This is a genomic window from Vibrio diazotrophicus (assembly GCF_038452265.1).
Lineage (GTDB): Bacteria > Pseudomonadota > Gammaproteobacteria > Enterobacterales > Vibrionaceae > Vibrio > Vibrio diazotrophicus.
The window spans coordinates 822,634-838,989 of sequence record NZ_CP151843.1 but is presented as its reverse complement, the minus strand read 5'-3'; the positions used below and the strand labels follow the sequence as shown (position 1 = coordinate 838,989).

Genomic DNA, 16,356 nt, shown 5'->3' with positions numbered 1-16,356 from the left:
CATAATTTTAATTATTAGCTCCGTTTAAGGAGCTAATAACTTGCCAATAAACAAGTATCTTGAGCCGTTTCAGCGATAGTGTTACTTTGAAACTCACCACTTGAATTTCAAAAGGCTGTGACTTTCATGTTCTCTCATTTAACTGCTCCAACTCTTGACCCCATCATTTCCCTGTCGGCGGCTTTCCGCGACGATCCTCGCACTGAAAAAGTCGATTTAGGCATTGGTGTTTATAAAAATAGCTTAGGCGAAACGCCAATCATGCAAGCAATTTTGCAAGCTCAAGATATTGTAGCGAAAACACAGAAGTCAAAGTCGTACGTTGGCCTTGCTGGATGCGAAGAGTTCAACCAATGCATGGCGGACTTAGTGCTAGGTGACACACCTGTGCGTGATCGACTCTCCGTTATTCAGACTCCGGGTGCCAGTGGCGCATTACGTATGCTTGCTGATCTTATGCATTTTGCGCAGCCAGAAACAACGGTTTGGCTAACCGACCCAAGTTATGTCAACCACAAACCGATCATGGAAGCCGCAGGGCTTAAAGTGAAGTTTTACAGTTACTTTAGCCAAAAGACCAAAATGGTGAACGCTGATCGCATGCTTGCGGACTTGGCGCATGCAGGGCCAAAAGATGTGGTCGTTGTTCATGGTTGTTGTCACAACCCGACGGGGGCAGACATAGATTTTGCAGCTTGGCAGGCGATAACGGAATTAGCACAGAAAAATGGTTTTATGCCTTTTGTAGACATTGCCTATCAAGGCTTTGGTGATGGATTACAAGAAGATGCAAAAGGCATTCGCCACATGGCAGAACGTGTAGAAGAGATGCTGATTACTACCTCATGTTCAAAAAACTTCGGCCTATATCGCGAACGTACTGGGGCTGCCATGGTACTGGGAAAAAATGCGACAGAAGCAACGAATGCTAAAGGTAAACTTCTGACATTGGCGCGCACCACGTACACTATGCCGCCTGACCACGGCGCTGCGCTGGTAAAAACAGTATTACAAAGCGATGCATTAACCATAACTTGGAAGAATGAGTTGGTTGAAATGCAACAACGTCTGTTAAGTCTTCGTAAAAGTTTATGTAACCAGTTGAGAAATCAACACAATACTTCACAATTTGATTTCATAGAAAGTCACAAAGGTATGTTTACTATGCTAGGCTTAACAGCAGAGCAAATGTTACGACTACGCGAAGACTTTGGTATCTATGGGGTTGCCGATAGTCGTATTAACATTGCTGGTTTAACAGAAAAAGACATCCCTTATGTGGCGGATGCGATAATGAAAGTTTTATAGATATTTTTCAGTTTGAGTAGGTGAACGAATGAAACAACAGTGGAAATTTTTAATTCCTTTGATGCTGAGTGGCGGTTTAATGGCTTGTTCTACAACGTCTAATGAAGGTGATGCAAAGGATCAAGCTGTTCAAGTTGAAGAACCTAAACAAGAGGTTTCTCAACCAGAAAGAGACCTTAGTAAATATGAAACCATAACCCCAAAGGTTGAGCCTATTGTTGAATCTAAGCCGGAAGTAAGACCTGAACAGCAACCAAAGCCGGATCCTAAGCCACCTATGGTGGCGGACGCTAAGAAAACAGCCGATGGTCGTTTGATTCTTGGAGAACAAGAATGGGTTTATATTACGGGCTTGAAAGAGAACTTCCGTGCGCGTATTGATACAGGTGCGACGACTTCTTCAGTAAGCGCTGTTGACGTTGTTCCATTCGAGCGTGATGGCAAAGACTGGGTAAAATTCAAGATTGCACACGATGATGTGATGAGCAAAGAGTTTGCTTTACCTGTAGAGCGTTGGGTTGATATTCGTCAGTCAAGCGCTGACGGTACACAACGTCGAGCTGTGGTTATGGCATGGATTCAAATCGGTGATTTGAAAGAAAATACCGAGTTCACTCTAACAGACAGAAGTCACCTGACTTTCCCTGTGTTGCTAGGTCGCAGCTTCTTTAAAGATGTTGCACTGGTGGATGTAAGCCGTAAGTACATCCAACCAAAGCATAAGTAAGCTTGAAATGGATAATCAAAAAGCCAGCAGAAGCTGGCTTTTTCTATTTTTACATCTTCCTACCAAGGCGTTTTTCAATTTGACGCTTTTCCCATTTTGGACCGAAGAGATTGAACACTTCGAAGGCATTTAAACCATGGTTCAAAATACCAATGCCCCAGCCTAAAGCTGGCCACCAAGCCCAAATATAGTGAGAACTGGTAAATAGGTTGATGGCGAAAAGTAGGCTGATCACCATAACGTATGTCATCAGGTGTGAGTAAAAACCCTTGATGGCTCTTACTTGGTCGATCACCGTTTGTTCTTCTTCAGTATACTTTGTGTCACTGGTCATTTCTGGCTCCTGCTGAAGTTCTTCGATACTGGTTTCAAAGACAGCAGCTAGGGATTTTAGTGACTCCAAACCAGGCTTTCGACCACGTTCAATTCTCTGAATAGTACGGATGCTTAAGCCACTAAGATCGGCCAATTGCTCCTGAGACCAACCATGTTTTAGTCTGAGTTTTCTAATAATCATTTAAAATTTCCTTCTACTGCTGTGAAACAGAGCTTACCAATTGTGTATCCAGCATATAACGTCATATAGACGACATAGTTATGACACTTCTATAAATTCAATAAGTTAGCGAATCAGGTTTTAAAGTTGAACAATCACAATATTGTGATGAATTTTGTGAAGGGTCGCTATAATCACAGCTCTCATCAAGCTGCCATGCTTCGATCCTAGACAAATTTCGACATTCTTCGCGATATTCAATCATGTTAATCAGGTTAGATGTCATTAGTGAAAGGACTGTGCGTTGAGTTAGTTGGCTAGGGTAAGGGAAGCGTAGGGGAAAACAGTCACGTCATATAGTAGCCAAGTATGCCGAACTTTGTGTTCTTTGGCATTTGTATCATTGGCCAAAATAAAAAAGCCAGTGAACAATGTCACTGGCAACAGCCTTCGGGGGGCAAAGACTTGGATACTTATAAGAAGCTAAGCTTAGAGCTTAGCTTCTAGTTTTCGCTTAACTTAAGAAGCAGTTACCGCAGATTTGTCAGTAGCACGAGCTTTGAAAAATGCGTAGCCAAAGCCAGTTACTGCTGTACCCGCTGCGATTGCTACTAGGTACATAAACACAGGAGTAATAGCACCAGGAATTGCTAGTACGAATAAACCGCCGTGTGGAGCCATCAGTTTTGCACCGAACAGCATTGATAGAGCGCCAGTTAACGCGCCACCTGCCATACATGCTGGGATAACACGCATTGGGTCTTTCGCTGCGAATGGGATAGCACCTTCAGAGATGAAACATAGGCCAAGTACGAATGATGCTTTACCTGCTTCCCGCTCGCTAGGTTCAAATTTGTTTTTAGCAAGGAAAGTCGCTAAACCCATACCTAGAGCCGGAACCATACCAGCTGCCATGATAGCTGCCATTGGTGCGTAAGTTTGTGAAGCCAACAGACCAACACCAAATGTGTAAGCCGCTTTGTTGACAGGGCCACCAAGGTCGAAACACATCATTGCGCCAAGAATAATACCAAGCAGTACTGCGTTAGCTGAACCCATGTCGTTAAGGAACGTCGTCATCGCAGTCATGATGCCCGATACTGGTCCACCAACGATGTAGATCATAACCAACCCAGTTACTAAGCTAGCAATAAATGGAATGATAAGAATCGGTTTCAATGCTTCCATTGACTGAGGAAGAGAAACTTTATCAGCAATGAACTTCGCAGAGTAACCCGCGATGAAACCAGCAGCGATACCACCTAGGAAACCTGCGCCAGTAGAGCTTGCTAATATACCGCCAATCAAGCCCGGTGCAAGTCCAGGACGGTCAGCAATTGAAAACGCGATGAAACCAGCAAGAACAGGGATCATAAGTGCAAATGCTGAACCACCACCGATAGTCATCAATGCCGCTGCTAGAGTACCTTCTTCTTTAAACGCTTCGATACCGAATACGAAAGACAGTGCGATGATCAAACCACCCGCTACTACCACTGGTAGCATGTGAGAAACACCTGTCATTAAGTGTTTGTACACACCTTTCTTCTCACCAGTGCTTTCAGCACTTTTTGAAGCTTCAGCTTGGGTGTAAACCGTTGCTTTTTCGAATGCGTTATTGATCTCTTGTTCTGTTTTCTTCAGCGCAAGACCCGTACTGGTTTTGTAAAGTTTTTTGCCGTTGAAGCGGTCAAGCGGAACGTCGATGTCTGCAGCAATGATAACAAGATCAGCTTCAGCAATCTCTTGAGCAGTCAGTTGGTTTTTCGCACCAACAGAACCGCGTGTTTCTACTTTGACTTTGTGGCCAAGACGAGAACCAGTCTCTTCCAACGCTTCAGCAGCCATGAAAGTGTGTGCAACACCAGTAGGGCATGCAGTGATAGCAACAATCTTCTTCGCGCTTGCTGCAGGAGCTGCAGGTGCTTGGTAAGTTGTTGCAGCGCTTGCGCTAAGCTCAGACGCTTGCTCAACCGCTGTTTTTAAGTAAGCCGTTGGGTTACTTGTGCATGCAGAGATATCACTTTGGTAGACTTTTTTACCAACAAAGCGAGTAGTATCAACAGGTGTATTGGCTGCGATAATAACGACTTCAGCGTTGTTGATGTCTGAATCGGTAAGCTTGTAGCCTTCAATCACAGAAGAGTGACATTCCACAACGGAAGTCCAGTTTAGTGATTTTGCGGCTTGTTCAAGCAGTCCTGCAGCAATAATGCTGTTTGCAACGCCGCTAGGGCATGCAGTGATAATAGCAATATTCATAGTACGACCTTCTGTCCTTATTTGTTAGATACTTCAAAAGTACCAACTGGTTGTAATTGGATTTCTTTTTGTAGGGTGATTAGTTGAGTTTCTGAAGTCACACCCACACCTACCTGCGTAACTGCAAGGGCAGATAATGCTGTAGCGAATGTGATTAAAGATTCTTTGTCCATATTTTGCATATGACCCCAGCAAAGACCGGCAACGAGAGTGTCTCCTGCACCAACAGTGCTGACAACGCTCATACGTGGTGGTTTTGCATGAAGCCATTGGCCTTGGTTTAGCCACATGGTTCCGTTGGCTCCCATTGAGACAACAATGTTTTCAATACCTTTTTCTGCAAGTTCAGCCGCCGCTGTACGGCACTCTTCAGGAGTCACCAACTCACGACCAACAAACTGAGACAGCTCTTCATCGTTTGGTTTAATCAGCCAAGGGTGAGCGTTCAAGCCTGCTGCCAAAGCATCACGACTGCTATCGAACAGAACGCGCTTGCCTAGTGAGTGCAGTTTTTCAATCCAAGACGCACATAAGCTTGGAGAAACACCGGTAGGCAGACTGCCGGCAAGAACGAAATAATCATGGTCTTGCGCAAGTCGAAGTAGAGTCGCTTCGAAAGCTGCGATATCTTCGTTGGTTACGTTTATGCCTGGGAAGTTGATGTCGCTGACTTCACCGCTCGCTTCAACGAGTTTAACGTTGATACGAGTTGAGCCCTGAATGCGGATGAATTCGTCATGTGCACCCATCTCTTCAAACAGCTGACAGAACATCTCTTGATTGTCTTTGCCTAGAAAGCCAGTCACAGTAACGTCTGCACCAAGGTCACTCAGCACTTTCGCTACGTTCACCCCTTTACCTGCTGCGTGTAGTGAACCTTGCTTAACAAGGCTCACAGTGCCCACGTTGAGCGTGTCCAAGCTACCAGTAAGATCCAGCGCTGGGTTTAGGGTGATGGTGACGACTTTCGTTGTCATGGCGTTATTTAGCATAAGTCGCCCCTTAACCTTCACCTAGGCCAGCGTTAATAGCAGCACCGATAGACTCCAGCGCTTTAGCTGCATCTGGACCTTCAGCAGTGAACTGAAGTTGGTGACCGTGTTTAACACCCAGAGCAATCACTTTCATTAAGCTCTTAGCATTAACAACTTTGCCGTCACCGTCTAAGTTAGACACTTTGATTGCAGATTCGAATTTCTTCGCTTCAGCAACCAGCATCGCGCCCGGACGAGCATGAAGGCCGTGTGAGTTCTTAATCTTAAATACAGCAACATTGTCGCCAGTCGCTTCTGTTGCCTTTTCTTCTTCCGCATCGTTGCTAAAAAGAGCCAGTAGTTGCTCAGAGTTTGCTTTCAAGAACACGTCTTGTTCGCCAGCAAAGACTTTTTGCGACAGTATTTTCAGCATATTTTCATGTGCGCTATTGCATGCAGCGAACGCGACAAGTGCTTTAACTGGTAAACCGTCACATTCACAAAGATTGGCAGTAGAAACGAAAGACATACCTGTGCGTTTTACGGCTTTGTCACTGCTCACAACCCATAGACCTTTACCAAGGTGAGTTGGTTTCTTAGTCACTAGGTCAGCAACGAACTCAGAGTCTGCACAGCCGCTATTTTTTAACAAACCGCCAGCCACAGCGCTCATTTGCACCATGTCACTTGCAGGGAAAAGAAGTTGAATCAGTGAAGCGTCGAAATCGGCTTCGAACTGAACTTCACCATTTAGCAGAGCAATGATGTCATTTGCAGATTTTGCATTTTTCAGTTTTTCTTCCACGCCGTCAGCAGAAAGCACTTTGGTTAACTGTTTTAGAATACCCAAGTGTTCATCTGACTTCGCAGCGATACCGATAGCAACATAAACCGTATTGTCGTCGCCCCAGTTCACACCGTTAGGGAAGTGGTGAACAGCAACACCGGTTTGTTTCACTAAATCGCGTGTGTCAGTTGTACCGTGAGGAATCGCAATACCGTTACCCAGGAACGTAGAGTTCTGAGCTTCACGGTTTAACATGCCTTCAACGTAGCCATTGTCGACTAAACCTTTCTGGGTGAGGTCGGCAGCGATAGCGCGAATTGCGTCCAACTTGTTAGCGTGAGCTTGACTAAGTTGGATATTTTGAGTGGTTAATTGCAGCATTGTTTGCCCCTTCTTCTGTCGTAGTTAGACAGGATGATTTTTTAATTCTTTTTTATTGTAGTAACTTTTGCTTAACCTTGGCTGAAACGATTCAGCATTTGGTCCAAAAAAATTCAGCAAAGTTGCCAAGATACTTTCTTTACAATCGGGTGGTGCATCTACCGATTGTTGAGAATTTTACCGTAAACATTGACACCGTTATCAATTCCCAACTTTGCTGAATCCTTTCAGCTTTTATACTGAATCGATTCAGCGTATAATTCAACACCAATGAGGATCAAAAAATTGTTTCTATGATCCGCCGCACATAAATAGAGCAGTTGATATGACACTAGATGAAATCGCAAAATTAGCTGGAGTTTCGAAAACGACTGCAAGCTATGTGATCAATGGAAAAGCCCAGAAGTACCGCATTAGTGAAAAGACACAGCAAAAAGTGATGGCTGTGGTTAATGAATACAATTACCGCCCTGACCACGCGGCATCCTCTTTGCGAGCGGGTAACAGCCGCTCATTCGGTTTGATTATTCCGGATCTAGAGAACACCAGTTACGCAAGACTGGCAAAACTGATTGAGCAAAACTCTCGTCAAGCGGGCTACCAGATTTTGATAGCTTGTTCTGATGATGATCCTGAAACTGAAATCAGTGCAGCAGAGGCTTTGGTATCAAGACGAATAGATGCTCTTTTTGTGGCAAGTTCAATTCCAAACGCCAGTGACTACTACTTAAAAATGCAAAACATGGGTACGCCAGTTATTGCGATTGACCGTCCGTTGGATGACGAATACTTCGCCTGTGTGATCAGTGAAGATTACGGTGCCGCTTACGACTTAACATCTTCGCTTTTGACAGACAATGTAAAAACTGTCGGTTTAATTGGTGCGTTACCCGAGCTGAACATTTCTCAGGAGCGTCAGCTTGGTTTTGAGTCTGCTGTTAAATCAAACCAGCGCGAATTTATGCTGGGTTATGGCGAACACTTTAACCGTGAAGAAGGGCGCAGAGTGTTTGAACAATGGGTAAAGAAAGAGCGCTTGCCTGATGCGATAGTGACGACCTCTTATACTCTGCTGGAAGGCATATTAGATGTGTTGATGGAGCATCCTGACTTGCTGAAAAAAATTCGTTTAGCAACGTTTGGTGACAACCGCTTATTGGATTTTCTTCCGGTGAAAATCAATTCGCTACCGCAACAGTTTGAAGTGATTGCCGACAGTGCGTTGGCGCTTGCGCTAAATGCTTCAGCAAAACGCTATCAATCCGGTGTTGAGTTGGTTCCACGTCGTTTGAAAGTCAGAGCGTAAGATAAGCGCTCAATTAAATCTCGATCCTGATTGCCCTTTGATTTCGTTGATGAAATACAAAGGGTAATCATTCCTGCATCATCACTCACTCTTTGCCTTTTCAGCGTCGCATTTGCTCGCAAAACGGGTATCATATTCGGCAACTATTTTAAAAAGTGTTCGTTGCACAGGAAAGGCATGAAGTTTCTTCACACCTCAGATTGGCACTTAGGCCGTCAGTTTCATAACGTGTCGCTACTTGAAGATCAAAGGCACGTATTATCTCAAATCGTTGATTACATAAAACACAACTCGGTTGATGCCTTAGTCCTCGCCGGTGATGTGTATGATCGCTCCGTTCCTCCAACACATGCAATTGAGTTGCTGGATGACGTCGTCACCAAAATTTGTGGAGAGCTTGGCGTTCCTATGCTTGTCATACCGGGCAACCATGACGGAGCAAAGCGATTAGGCTTTGCGGCGAAACAGATGAAGCAATCCGGTTTGCACATCATTGCAGACTTCGAACATATGCTTGAGCCAGTAGTTCTTATTAGTGAACAAGCCGGTGAAGTCGCTTTTTACGGTATGCCTTATAACGATCCTGAGCTGGTACGTCACTACTATCAAACTGCGGTTAGCACTCATGACGAAGCGCATCAGCATCTTTGCGGATTAATTGCCGAGCAGTTTAAACCTTCTCAGAAAAACGTATTGATCAGCCACTGTTTTGTTGATGGCGCTATTGAGTCTGAATCAGAACGACCACTCTCCATCGGTGGTTCGGACAGAGTCAGTCACGAACACTTTTTAGCCTTTGATTATGTGGCTCTTGGTCATTTGCATCAGCCGCAAATGAAAGGCACTGACTATATTCGTTATTCCGGTTCACTGATGAAGTACAGCTTCAGTGAGCAGCACCACAAGAAAGCGATGACTTTGGTTGAGATTAATAAAGAAGGTTTTGTCTCTGCCAACCAAATTCCACTCAATGCGCCTCATAACATGCGAATTGTTGAAGGCGAGTTAGACCAGATTTTAGAGCAAGGCCGAACGGACCCGAATAGCCATGACTACCTGCTGGTGCGTCTGCAAGACAAGCATGCGATTCTCGACCCAATGGAAAAACTGCGTAAGGTCTACCCAAATGTATTGCACCTTGAAAAGCCGGGTATGTTGATTGGTGTCGATCAGGAAATGGGCAAAGCTCGTCTCGCTCGCGGAGAAATGGAGATGTTTAAAGACTTCTTCTTAGAAGCCAAGCAGGAAGCATTAACAGAAGCTCAAGAGCAAGCTGTTAGCGCTGTTATCCAGTCATTGAAGCAAGGGGAATAGAATGCGTCCATTAAGATTATCGATTCAAGCATTTGGTCCTTTTGCTGGCAAAGAGGTGGTGGATTTCACTAGCCTTGGTGCATCTCCGCTGTTTCTGATAAATGGTCCTACAGGGGCAGGCAAAAGCTCAATCTTAGATGCGATCTGTTTTGCGCTTTATGGTGAAACCACTGGCAGCGAACGCACCGGCGATCAGATGCGCTGTGATTATGCAGACGCCGAACTTGTAACGGAAATTGAGTTTGAGTTTGAACTAGCAGGTCGAGTGTACCTTGTGACTCGTAGCCCAGATCAGGAAACACCGAAAAAGCGGGGCGAGGGCACAACCAAGAAAGCTCACTCCGCTACCTTGGTCGAAATCGTAGGCGGTGAACATAAGCTACTGGCAAACCGTCCGAATCCTGTTGCAAAAGCGATGGTGGATTTAATCGGCCTAGATGTGAAGCAGTTCCGTCAGGTGATGGTGATTCCGCAAGGTAAGTTTCGTGAGCTTTTAGTGGCTAATTCAAAAGAGCGTGAACAAATCTTTGGTCAGTTGTTTCAAACGCAAATTTATACTCAGATAGAACGCGCTCTGTTTGAAAAAGCAGCGGGAATTCGCAAAGAAAAAGATGAGTTCGATAACCAGATCAAAGGTGCGCTGAATGTAGTGTCTGTGGCTTCGGAAGAAGAGTTGAAAGAAGAACAGGAAAAACTTCAACCTGAACTAAAGCAAAGCGAACAGAACTATCAATCACTGCAACAGCAACTGGATGAAGCGAAGAAACAACGCAACTCAGCTCAGGAGCTGAAACAGAAATTTGTACAAAAGGCTGAGATTGAGAAAGCGGTAACCGAGCATCAATCTGAGTTGCCGAATATTGAACAACTGCGCCAGAAAAGAACCAAAGCAAGGCAGGCGCTTACGCTCGATTTGCCGTTTAACCAATGGATTAGTGCAACGAAGCAATTTGAACAGGCAGAAAAAAGCGTTACCGAGAAACAACAGCTGGTAGTGCAAACTAAAGCCAAAGTTGAACAAGAGGAATCTTTGTGGCAGCAAGCGGTTAAGAACGTGCAAGTGGTTCCTGAGTTGTCACAACAGCTTTATCAGCTCGAAGAAATCGGTAAAAAATACCGCATACTTGATGACAAGCAAAAAGCGCTTGAGACGGCTAAGCAAGCCTTCGTCAAAGCGAAAGCGGAAGAAGAGTCGTTTGAGAAACAGCTGAAAGAGCTGGATACAGAAATTCAAAGCAAACGAGCGGAATACGAACAAACTACTCATGCAGTATCGAGTCTAGATGCAAAGCGCTTGTCGCTCGCGAATGTGGTTGAACAGATCAAAGTTCGTCAAAGCAGCGAGCAGCTAACTGAACAACAAAGCAAACTTAAGCAAGCTGTGGTTCAGGCGGAGAGAAGATATGTTGAAGCACAAACCGCCACCGCTAATGCTAAGAAGGATGCTGATAGACTGGAAATGATTTGGCACACCAACCAAGCGGCTGAATTGGCGAAGTCGTTAAGCGAGGGTGATGCTTGTCCTGTCTGTGGCAGTTTGGAACATCCTCAGTTAGCAAGTTTTACCGGTGACGTGGTTACGCGTGCGGAAGTGAAAGTTGCCCGAGATGCGCAGCAGTTGTGCGCGTCAATCGAGCTCGAAGCGCTGAAAAATCATCAGTCTGCGGTATCAAATCTTGGTCAAATTGAACGTGAACTGAACCAATTGTTAGCGAAAATTTCAGAGCAATCGATAGCCGAACTCGCTGCGCTTGGGCAAAGCAAAGAAACGTTAGAGAAAGAGATTCAAACTCTGGCATCAATGCAGCCTCAAGCATTGAAAGCTCAGTTGGAAGCTCTGGAAGGTCGTCATTTACAAACCAAGGCTAATCTTGAAAAGTCTATTGCAGGCACAGCGGACAGCAAACATGCAATGACGGTTTTAGAAACGGAAGTGGCTTCACTATTCGAAGGTGTTTCATCTGGTTTCGATAATGTTGAGCAGGTAAGAGCCCAATATGTAGCAGTTAAAAAGCAGATCGAAGAGCTGCAAAAAGCCGAGCAGCAAATGCAGCAACAGTTTGCTGAAACGCAGAAGCAGCTTTCCGCAATTGAATCATCATTAAATGATGCTCTGGCGCTACAAAAGCAGTGGTCTGATGAAAAGCAGAACACGGAAAAAGCTTGGTTAGAAGCGCTGTCTGCAAGTTCGTTTGAAAACCAAGACGCCTATTTAAGCGCCAAACTGGCAGAAGCGGCGATAGCTGAACTGGAATCGTCAATTCGCCAATACGAAGATAAAGGGGCATCACTGAAAACTCAGCTTGAATCGATTAATGGTGAGTTGAAAGACAAACAGCAACCTGAGTTAGAGCCTTTAGAACAAGCGTTGACGGCAAAACAGCAACAAGTCGAACAAGCGTTGCAAAGCTATACGCAACTTCGCTCACGGATGGATAGCCTTAATCAGGTTCAACAGAAACTCAGCGCGCTTTATGCGAAGAATGAAGAGTTGGAAAAAGCCTATCAGGTGTTTGGGACATTAAGTGATATTGCTACGGGTAAAACCGGAGCCAGAGTGAGCCTGCATCGTTTTGTACTTGGCGTTTTGCTGGATGATGTCTTGATTCAGGCATCCCAGCGTTTGCAATTAATGAGCAAAGGTCGTTATCTGCTGAAACGTAAAGAAGATCGTGCAAAAGGTAACAGTGGTTCAGGCTTAGATTTGATGGTTGAAGACGGCTACACAGGAAAATGGCGCGATGTTGCGACCCTTTCCGGTGGTGAATCGTTTATGGCTGCGCTTTCGCTGGCGCTTGGCTTGTCGGATGTGGTGCAGTCGTACAGCGGTGGTATCCGTCTCGATACTCTGTTTATTGATGAAGGTTTTGGTAGTCTTGATCCTGAATCGCTCGATTTGGCGATTCAAACCTTAATTGATTTACAGCAGGGTGGCAGAACAATAGGGATTATTTCACACGTCAGTGAGCTCAAAGAACAAATTTCTTTAAGGCTGGATGTCGAAGCTGCAAGAACGGGCAGTTCAATTAAACTGGTTGCTTAACAATCTGAAAATTATATTTAAAGCGAGCGGTTTTATAAACGGCTCGCTTTTTTTGTTGCGTCTAAAAATCTTCAAAATCATTAAACTGTTCTCTATCTTGCTCGAATTATCAGTTTAGATCTTTCATTACTTGTAACTAGTTAAAATTGACTATTCTTAATGAGTAACCACGTCCTTAAGTAGGCAGCGATGACTCCACTAAATGATAGAAAATTGCTGAATATTATTCGATATGCACCAGCAGTGTTCATCACTCTATTTGCTATCGTGGTTAATCTCATCCTAATTCAAAGTAATCGGGTTGAATCGGAAGAAAAGATAGACTTCATTCGCGAAAACCTTATCGAACAACAAAAGCAGGCTGTTCAAGAACAAATTCAGCAAGTCTCCAATCAAATCGAAAGACAAAAGAGCCTCACCGTTAAAACCCTAGAAGATCAGTTGCGAAGCCGTGTGTATGAAGCGTACAACATAGCAACTAATATTTATCAGCAGCATAGAGACAAACCGAAAGAAGATGTTGTCCGTATGATAAGAGAAGCTCTCCGCCCCATTCGCTTCAACTCTGGGCGTGGCTACTTCTTTATTTTCGATCGTGAAGGCATGAATGTCTTGCACAGTTATATCCCACAGTTAGAAGGGCAGTCTGTCTGGGAAACCAAAGATGTTAAAGGTACCTTGATTGTTCAGGAGCACATTGACAAAGTGAACAACTCAGGTGGTGAAGCTTTTTATCGCTGGTGGTACAGCAAGCCAGATGAAGCTCCTGATAAACATTTCGAAAAAATAGGCTTTGGTAAGTATTTTGAGCCATATGGCTGGTATATCGGGACGGGGGAGTACATTGTTGATGTACAAGCAGATATACAAGAACAAGTTATAGATTGGTTGAGTGATTACCGATATGGCAACAACGATTATGTCTTTGCGATTGATAACCAAGGGATAATTCTCTCACACCCTGAAGCGGCAATGGTTAACACTGCCGTTTCTGACGAGCTCGGCGTTCAGATAGATGAGATTCGCGCTAAAGATACAGATCGTTCCGGCTTTACTCACTACATGGCCAAATATATGCCCGGTGCGCTTAACGGTGGAGAAAAAATTAGCTATCTCAAAATGATTGATGGGTGGGACTGGACAATCGGCACTGGCTTTTATGTGCAGCGTTTTGAAGCTTATCTGGCCGAAAATATTCGTGCTCTAGAGGCCAGTAACAATGACGAATTGAAACGCATCTTGTATGCAAGTTTGATTTCCACGCTAATTATCATTGCGCTTTCACTGAAACTTGGGCGAGTGATTGGTGATCGTTTTAATCGTTTTCAGGAGCGTATAGCTAAAGATTTCAATGAGCTCAACCAAGTCAAAGATAAGCTTAAATATCTGGCGGAGCATGACTCTTTAACAGACTTACCCAATCGACTTCTTCTCAACGGCATTATCCACACTGGGATTGATTACGCTCATCACAACCAGTGTTGCGGGGCTGTAATGTTGCTGGATGTGGATGATTTTAAGAAGATTAATGATCTTCACGGGCACTCTTCAGGGGATAAACTTCTCAAAACCATCAGCCGAAAATTCGAGAGCATTCTTGGCCCTCACGATACCGTGTCACGTTTTGGTGGCGATGAGTTTATTTTCTGTTTCCCGGATCTGACGGATGACTTGGCTGCCCAAGAGAAAGTGTTGCTGATACAAAAAGTGTTTGAAGATAAGTTCATCATTGACGGCAAAGTATTGACTACCAATTGTAGTATCGGTGTGGCGATGTTCCCGCGTGATGACACCGAACCAGAAGCCTTGATTCGTAAGGCGGATGTCGTTTTGTATAAATCAAAAGCACAGCGTAAAGGCAGCGCCATGTTTTATAACTCTGACATCAATGAAGAAATACAGCTTGATTACATGATAGAGGAAGAGCTGCGAAAAGCCCTCAAAGGCGATGAGTTCAAAGTGCTTTATCAGCCACAAGTTAACGTAGAGAGTGGCAAGATCATGGGGGTTGAAGCGCTGGCGCGTTGGAACAGTGCTCGACTAGGCCCAATATCGCCAGTGAAATTTATTGCATTGGCAGAAGACATTGGGGTGATACATGAGCTTGGTAGTTTTGTTTTCCGTAAAGCTTGTGAAGATATTCTCTCGATCAGCCCTAATGGAGCCGAGGCTATGTGCGTTTCAATCAACATATCGCCCAAACAACTGATGGAACCAATCTTTCCTGAAACCTTGGTTGGAATTACTCATGAAGTGGGAATTGATATCTCTCGCGTGACTCTGGAAATCACAGAGAACGTTTTATTGGAGGATTTAGATACGGTTGCCGAACGTCTCAATAGCATGAAGAGTTTTGGTTTTGGTCTCTCGTTAGACGACTTCGGTACTGGGTATTCTTCAATGAGCTATCTCAATACGTTGCCGATTACAGAAATTAAAATCGACCGCTCTTTTATTGAGAAGTTGTTAATTAGTGAGCAGACCAAGACTTTGGTAAAAGCCATTATTGCCATCGGTGAATCGTGTCAAATGACCGTGGTCGCTGAAGGGGTGGAGACGATGGAACAGTACAATGAACTGGCTGAATATGGTTGTGATGTCGTACAGGGCTACTATTTCGCACCGCCTTTGACAATAGAATCCATCGGTGAACTTTTGTGTTCTAAGCTTCAGTCGGGTTCAGAGTCGATCTAGTCTTAGGCATAGAATTCACAGTGGAAGTTCTCTAAAATAGCACCTCACTCTTTACCTTCGTACATATTCTCATGCTTAAAATATCAAACACTGTAGAACTGGCGGACTGGGAAATCGAGTTGTCAGCCATTCGGGCTATGGGCAGTGGCGGGCAGAATGTAAATAAAGTATCGAGTGCGATTCATCTGCGATTTGATGTTCAACGCTCTACCTTACCTCAAGTCTATAAAGAGAAATTACTTGCGCTTTCAGACAGCAGAATCACCAAGGAAGGGGTGATCATCATTAAAGCGCAAACATATCGAACTCAAGAGCAAAACCGAGAAGATGCGTTGAATCGTCTGCGAGAGATGATTGTCGCTGCCATGGTGGTAGTGAAAAAGCGCCGACCAACCAAGCCTACAAAAGCATCGCAACACCGCCGTGTTGAGGCTAAGAAGCGAAATGGCACGAACAAATCTTTACGTGGGAAAGTGGTCTATTAAGCTTTTGAAGTTTCACGATTAACTGTTCTTTTCATCATGTGATCTCAGTGACACCTTTTTTCTGCATAAAGGCTATGCTCTCAACAGTCATATTGGCATGAGGGCAGAGTGATGAAATACCAACATATTTTGGTCGCGTTAGAGCTGACCGAAGAGAACAAAGTTTTGATCAATAAAGCGATCGCAATGGCGAACACTTTTAACGCGGATGTCTCATTCATCCATGTTGATGGTGCGGTTGGTGAGGTTTATAGCCAGTTAATTGATATTCAGCAGGACCCAACACAAAAGCCGCTCAATCAGCATGCCAATGATCTTCTCCACAAGTTTCAGAATTACACCAAAGAACAGTTTCCTGATTTTCCGATCAAACATTTCTGGGTTGGGACGGGCAGTTTGGGGAGCAAACTTAAAAAAGTTATTGAGCAGCATGAATACGACCTGCTTATCTGCGGGCATCATCATGACTTCTGGAGCAATATGGTTTCCTACTCTCGAGATCTGATTAACAAGTCACCGATTGATATTTTGGTTGTGCCCATGGAATCCTAACGGTTTAAGCTAGCCTTAACTTAAGTA

Annotated in this window: 12 protein-coding genes; 8 read left to right on the top strand and 4 right to left on the bottom strand. The window is 44.4% G+C overall.

The features are described 5' to 3' along the window. Window positions 1–126 precede the first annotated feature (126 nt). Together AAGA51_RS19090 and AAGA51_RS19085 are read left to right on the top strand one after the other, a co-directional pair. On the top strand, window positions 127–1,308 hold the full coding sequence (locus AAGA51_RS19090; protein ID WP_042482870.1) for an aromatic amino acid transaminase: 1,182 nt from the start codon (window positions 127–129) through the stop codon (window positions 1,306–1,308). A gap of 28 nt (window positions 1,309–1,336) precedes the next feature. After that, window positions 1,337–2,035: an ATP-dependent zinc protease family protein gene (locus tag AAGA51_RS19085; RefSeq protein ID WP_042482873.1), complete on the top strand. Its 699-nt coding sequence runs from the start codon at window positions 1,337–1,339 to the stop codon at window positions 2,033–2,035. Between the two features lie 49 nt (window positions 2,036–2,084). Here the strand turns inward: AAGA51_RS19085 and AAGA51_RS19080 are convergent, their stop codons facing one another. From AAGA51_RS19080 to fruB, 4 genes are all read right to left on the bottom strand, one after another. After that, window positions 2,085–2,552, bottom strand: coding sequence for a 2TM domain-containing protein (locus tag AAGA51_RS19080; RefSeq protein WP_042482876.1), 468 nt, complete (start codon window positions 2,550–2,552; stop codon window positions 2,085–2,087). A 498-nt stretch (window positions 2,553–3,050) separates the two neighbouring features. Continuing rightward, the gene (fruA, locus tag AAGA51_RS19075) at window positions 3,051–4,793 is read right to left on the bottom strand and encodes a PTS fructose transporter subunit IIBC (RefSeq protein WP_042482879.1); all 1,743 of its coding nucleotides are present in this window, start codon (window positions 4,791–4,793) and stop codon (window positions 3,051–3,053) included. A 17-nt stretch (window positions 4,794–4,810) separates the two neighbouring features. Next, on the bottom strand, window positions 4,811–5,770 hold the full coding sequence (gene pfkB, locus AAGA51_RS19070) for a 1-phosphofructokinase (protein WP_042483396.1): 960 nt from the start codon (window positions 5,768–5,770) through the stop codon (window positions 4,811–4,813). A gap of 25 nt (window positions 5,771–5,795) precedes the next feature. Next, on the bottom strand, window positions 5,796–6,935 hold the full coding sequence (gene fruB, locus AAGA51_RS19065; protein ID WP_042482880.1) for a fused PTS fructose transporter subunit IIA/HPr protein: 1,140 nt from the start codon (window positions 6,933–6,935) through the stop codon (window positions 5,796–5,798). Between the two features lie 325 nt (window positions 6,936–7,260). Here fruB and cra point away from each other — a divergent pair, with 325 nt between their 5' ends. The 6 genes from cra (at window position 7,261) to AAGA51_RS19035 (ending at window position 16,329) form a co-directional block, all read left to right on the top strand. After that, complete coding sequence (cra, locus tag AAGA51_RS19060; RefSeq protein WP_042482883.1) at window positions 7,261–8,241, top strand: catabolite repressor/activator; 981 nt, start codon at window positions 7,261–7,263, stop codon at window positions 8,239–8,241. 177 nt (window positions 8,242–8,418) lie between these two features. Then, window positions 8,419–9,555, top strand: a complete 1,137-nt coding sequence (locus AAGA51_RS19055) for an exonuclease SbcCD subunit D (protein ID WP_042482884.1) — start codon at window positions 8,419–8,421, stop codon at window positions 9,553–9,555. Window position 9,556: 1 nt separating this feature from the next. Further along, window positions 9,557–12,598 (top strand): AAA family ATPase, encoded by a 3,042-nt coding sequence (locus AAGA51_RS19050; protein ID WP_042482885.1) that lies wholly within the window; start codon window positions 9,557–9,559, stop codon window positions 12,596–12,598. Window positions 12,599–12,787: 189 nt separating this feature from the next. Next, window positions 12,788–15,292 carry a bifunctional diguanylate cyclase/phosphodiesterase gene (locus AAGA51_RS19045; RefSeq protein WP_042482888.1) on the top strand — a complete coding sequence of 835 codons (2,505 nt, stop codon included), beginning with the start codon at window positions 12,788–12,790 and terminating at the stop codon, window positions 15,290–15,292. Window positions 15,293–15,363: 71 nt separating this feature from the next. Next, window positions 15,364–15,777: an alternative ribosome rescue aminoacyl-tRNA hydrolase ArfB gene (gene arfB / locus AAGA51_RS19040; protein WP_042482891.1), complete on the top strand. Its 414-nt coding sequence runs from the start codon at window positions 15,364–15,366 to the stop codon at window positions 15,775–15,777. A 111-nt stretch (window positions 15,778–15,888) separates the two neighbouring features. Next, the gene (locus AAGA51_RS19035; RefSeq protein WP_042482894.1) at window positions 15,889–16,329 is read left to right on the top strand and encodes a universal stress protein; all 441 of its coding nucleotides are present in this window, start codon (window positions 15,889–15,891) and stop codon (window positions 16,327–16,329) included. Window positions 16,330–16,356 lie beyond the last annotated feature (27 nt).

Coding starts and splice junctions, on each gene's coding strand:
- AAGA51_RS19090 (WP_042482870.1), top strand. CDS start 127: ATGTTCTCTCATTTAACTGCTCCAACTCTTGACCCCATCATTTCCCTG.
- AAGA51_RS19085 (WP_042482873.1), top strand. CDS start 1,337: ATGAAACAACAGTGGAAATTTTTAATTCCTTTGATGCTGAGTGGCGGT.
- AAGA51_RS19080 (WP_042482876.1), bottom strand. CDS start 2,552: ATGATTATTAGAAAACTCAGACTAAAACATGGTTGGTCTCAGGAGCAA.
- fruA (WP_042482879.1), bottom strand. CDS start 4,793: ATGAATATTGCTATTATCACTGCATGCCCTAGCGGCGTTGCAAACAGC.
- pfkB (WP_042483396.1), bottom strand. CDS start 5,770: ATGACAACGAAAGTCGTCACCATCACCCTAAACCCAGCGCTGGATCTT.
- fruB (WP_042482880.1), bottom strand. CDS start 6,935: ATGCTGCAATTAACCACTCAAAATATCCAACTTAGTCAAGCTCACGCT.
- cra (WP_042482883.1), top strand. CDS start 7,261: ATGACACTAGATGAAATCGCAAAATTAGCTGGAGTTTCGAAAACGACT.
- AAGA51_RS19055 (WP_042482884.1), top strand. CDS start 8,419: ATGAAGTTTCTTCACACCTCAGATTGGCACTTAGGCCGTCAGTTTCAT.
- AAGA51_RS19050 (WP_042482885.1), top strand. CDS start 9,557: ATGCGTCCATTAAGATTATCGATTCAAGCATTTGGTCCTTTTGCTGGC.
- AAGA51_RS19045 (WP_042482888.1), top strand. CDS start 12,788: ATGACTCCACTAAATGATAGAAAATTGCTGAATATTATTCGATATGCA.
- arfB (WP_042482891.1), top strand. CDS start 15,364: ATGCTTAAAATATCAAACACTGTAGAACTGGCGGACTGGGAAATCGAG.
- AAGA51_RS19035 (WP_042482894.1), top strand. CDS start 15,889: ATGAAATACCAACATATTTTGGTCGCGTTAGAGCTGACCGAAGAGAAC.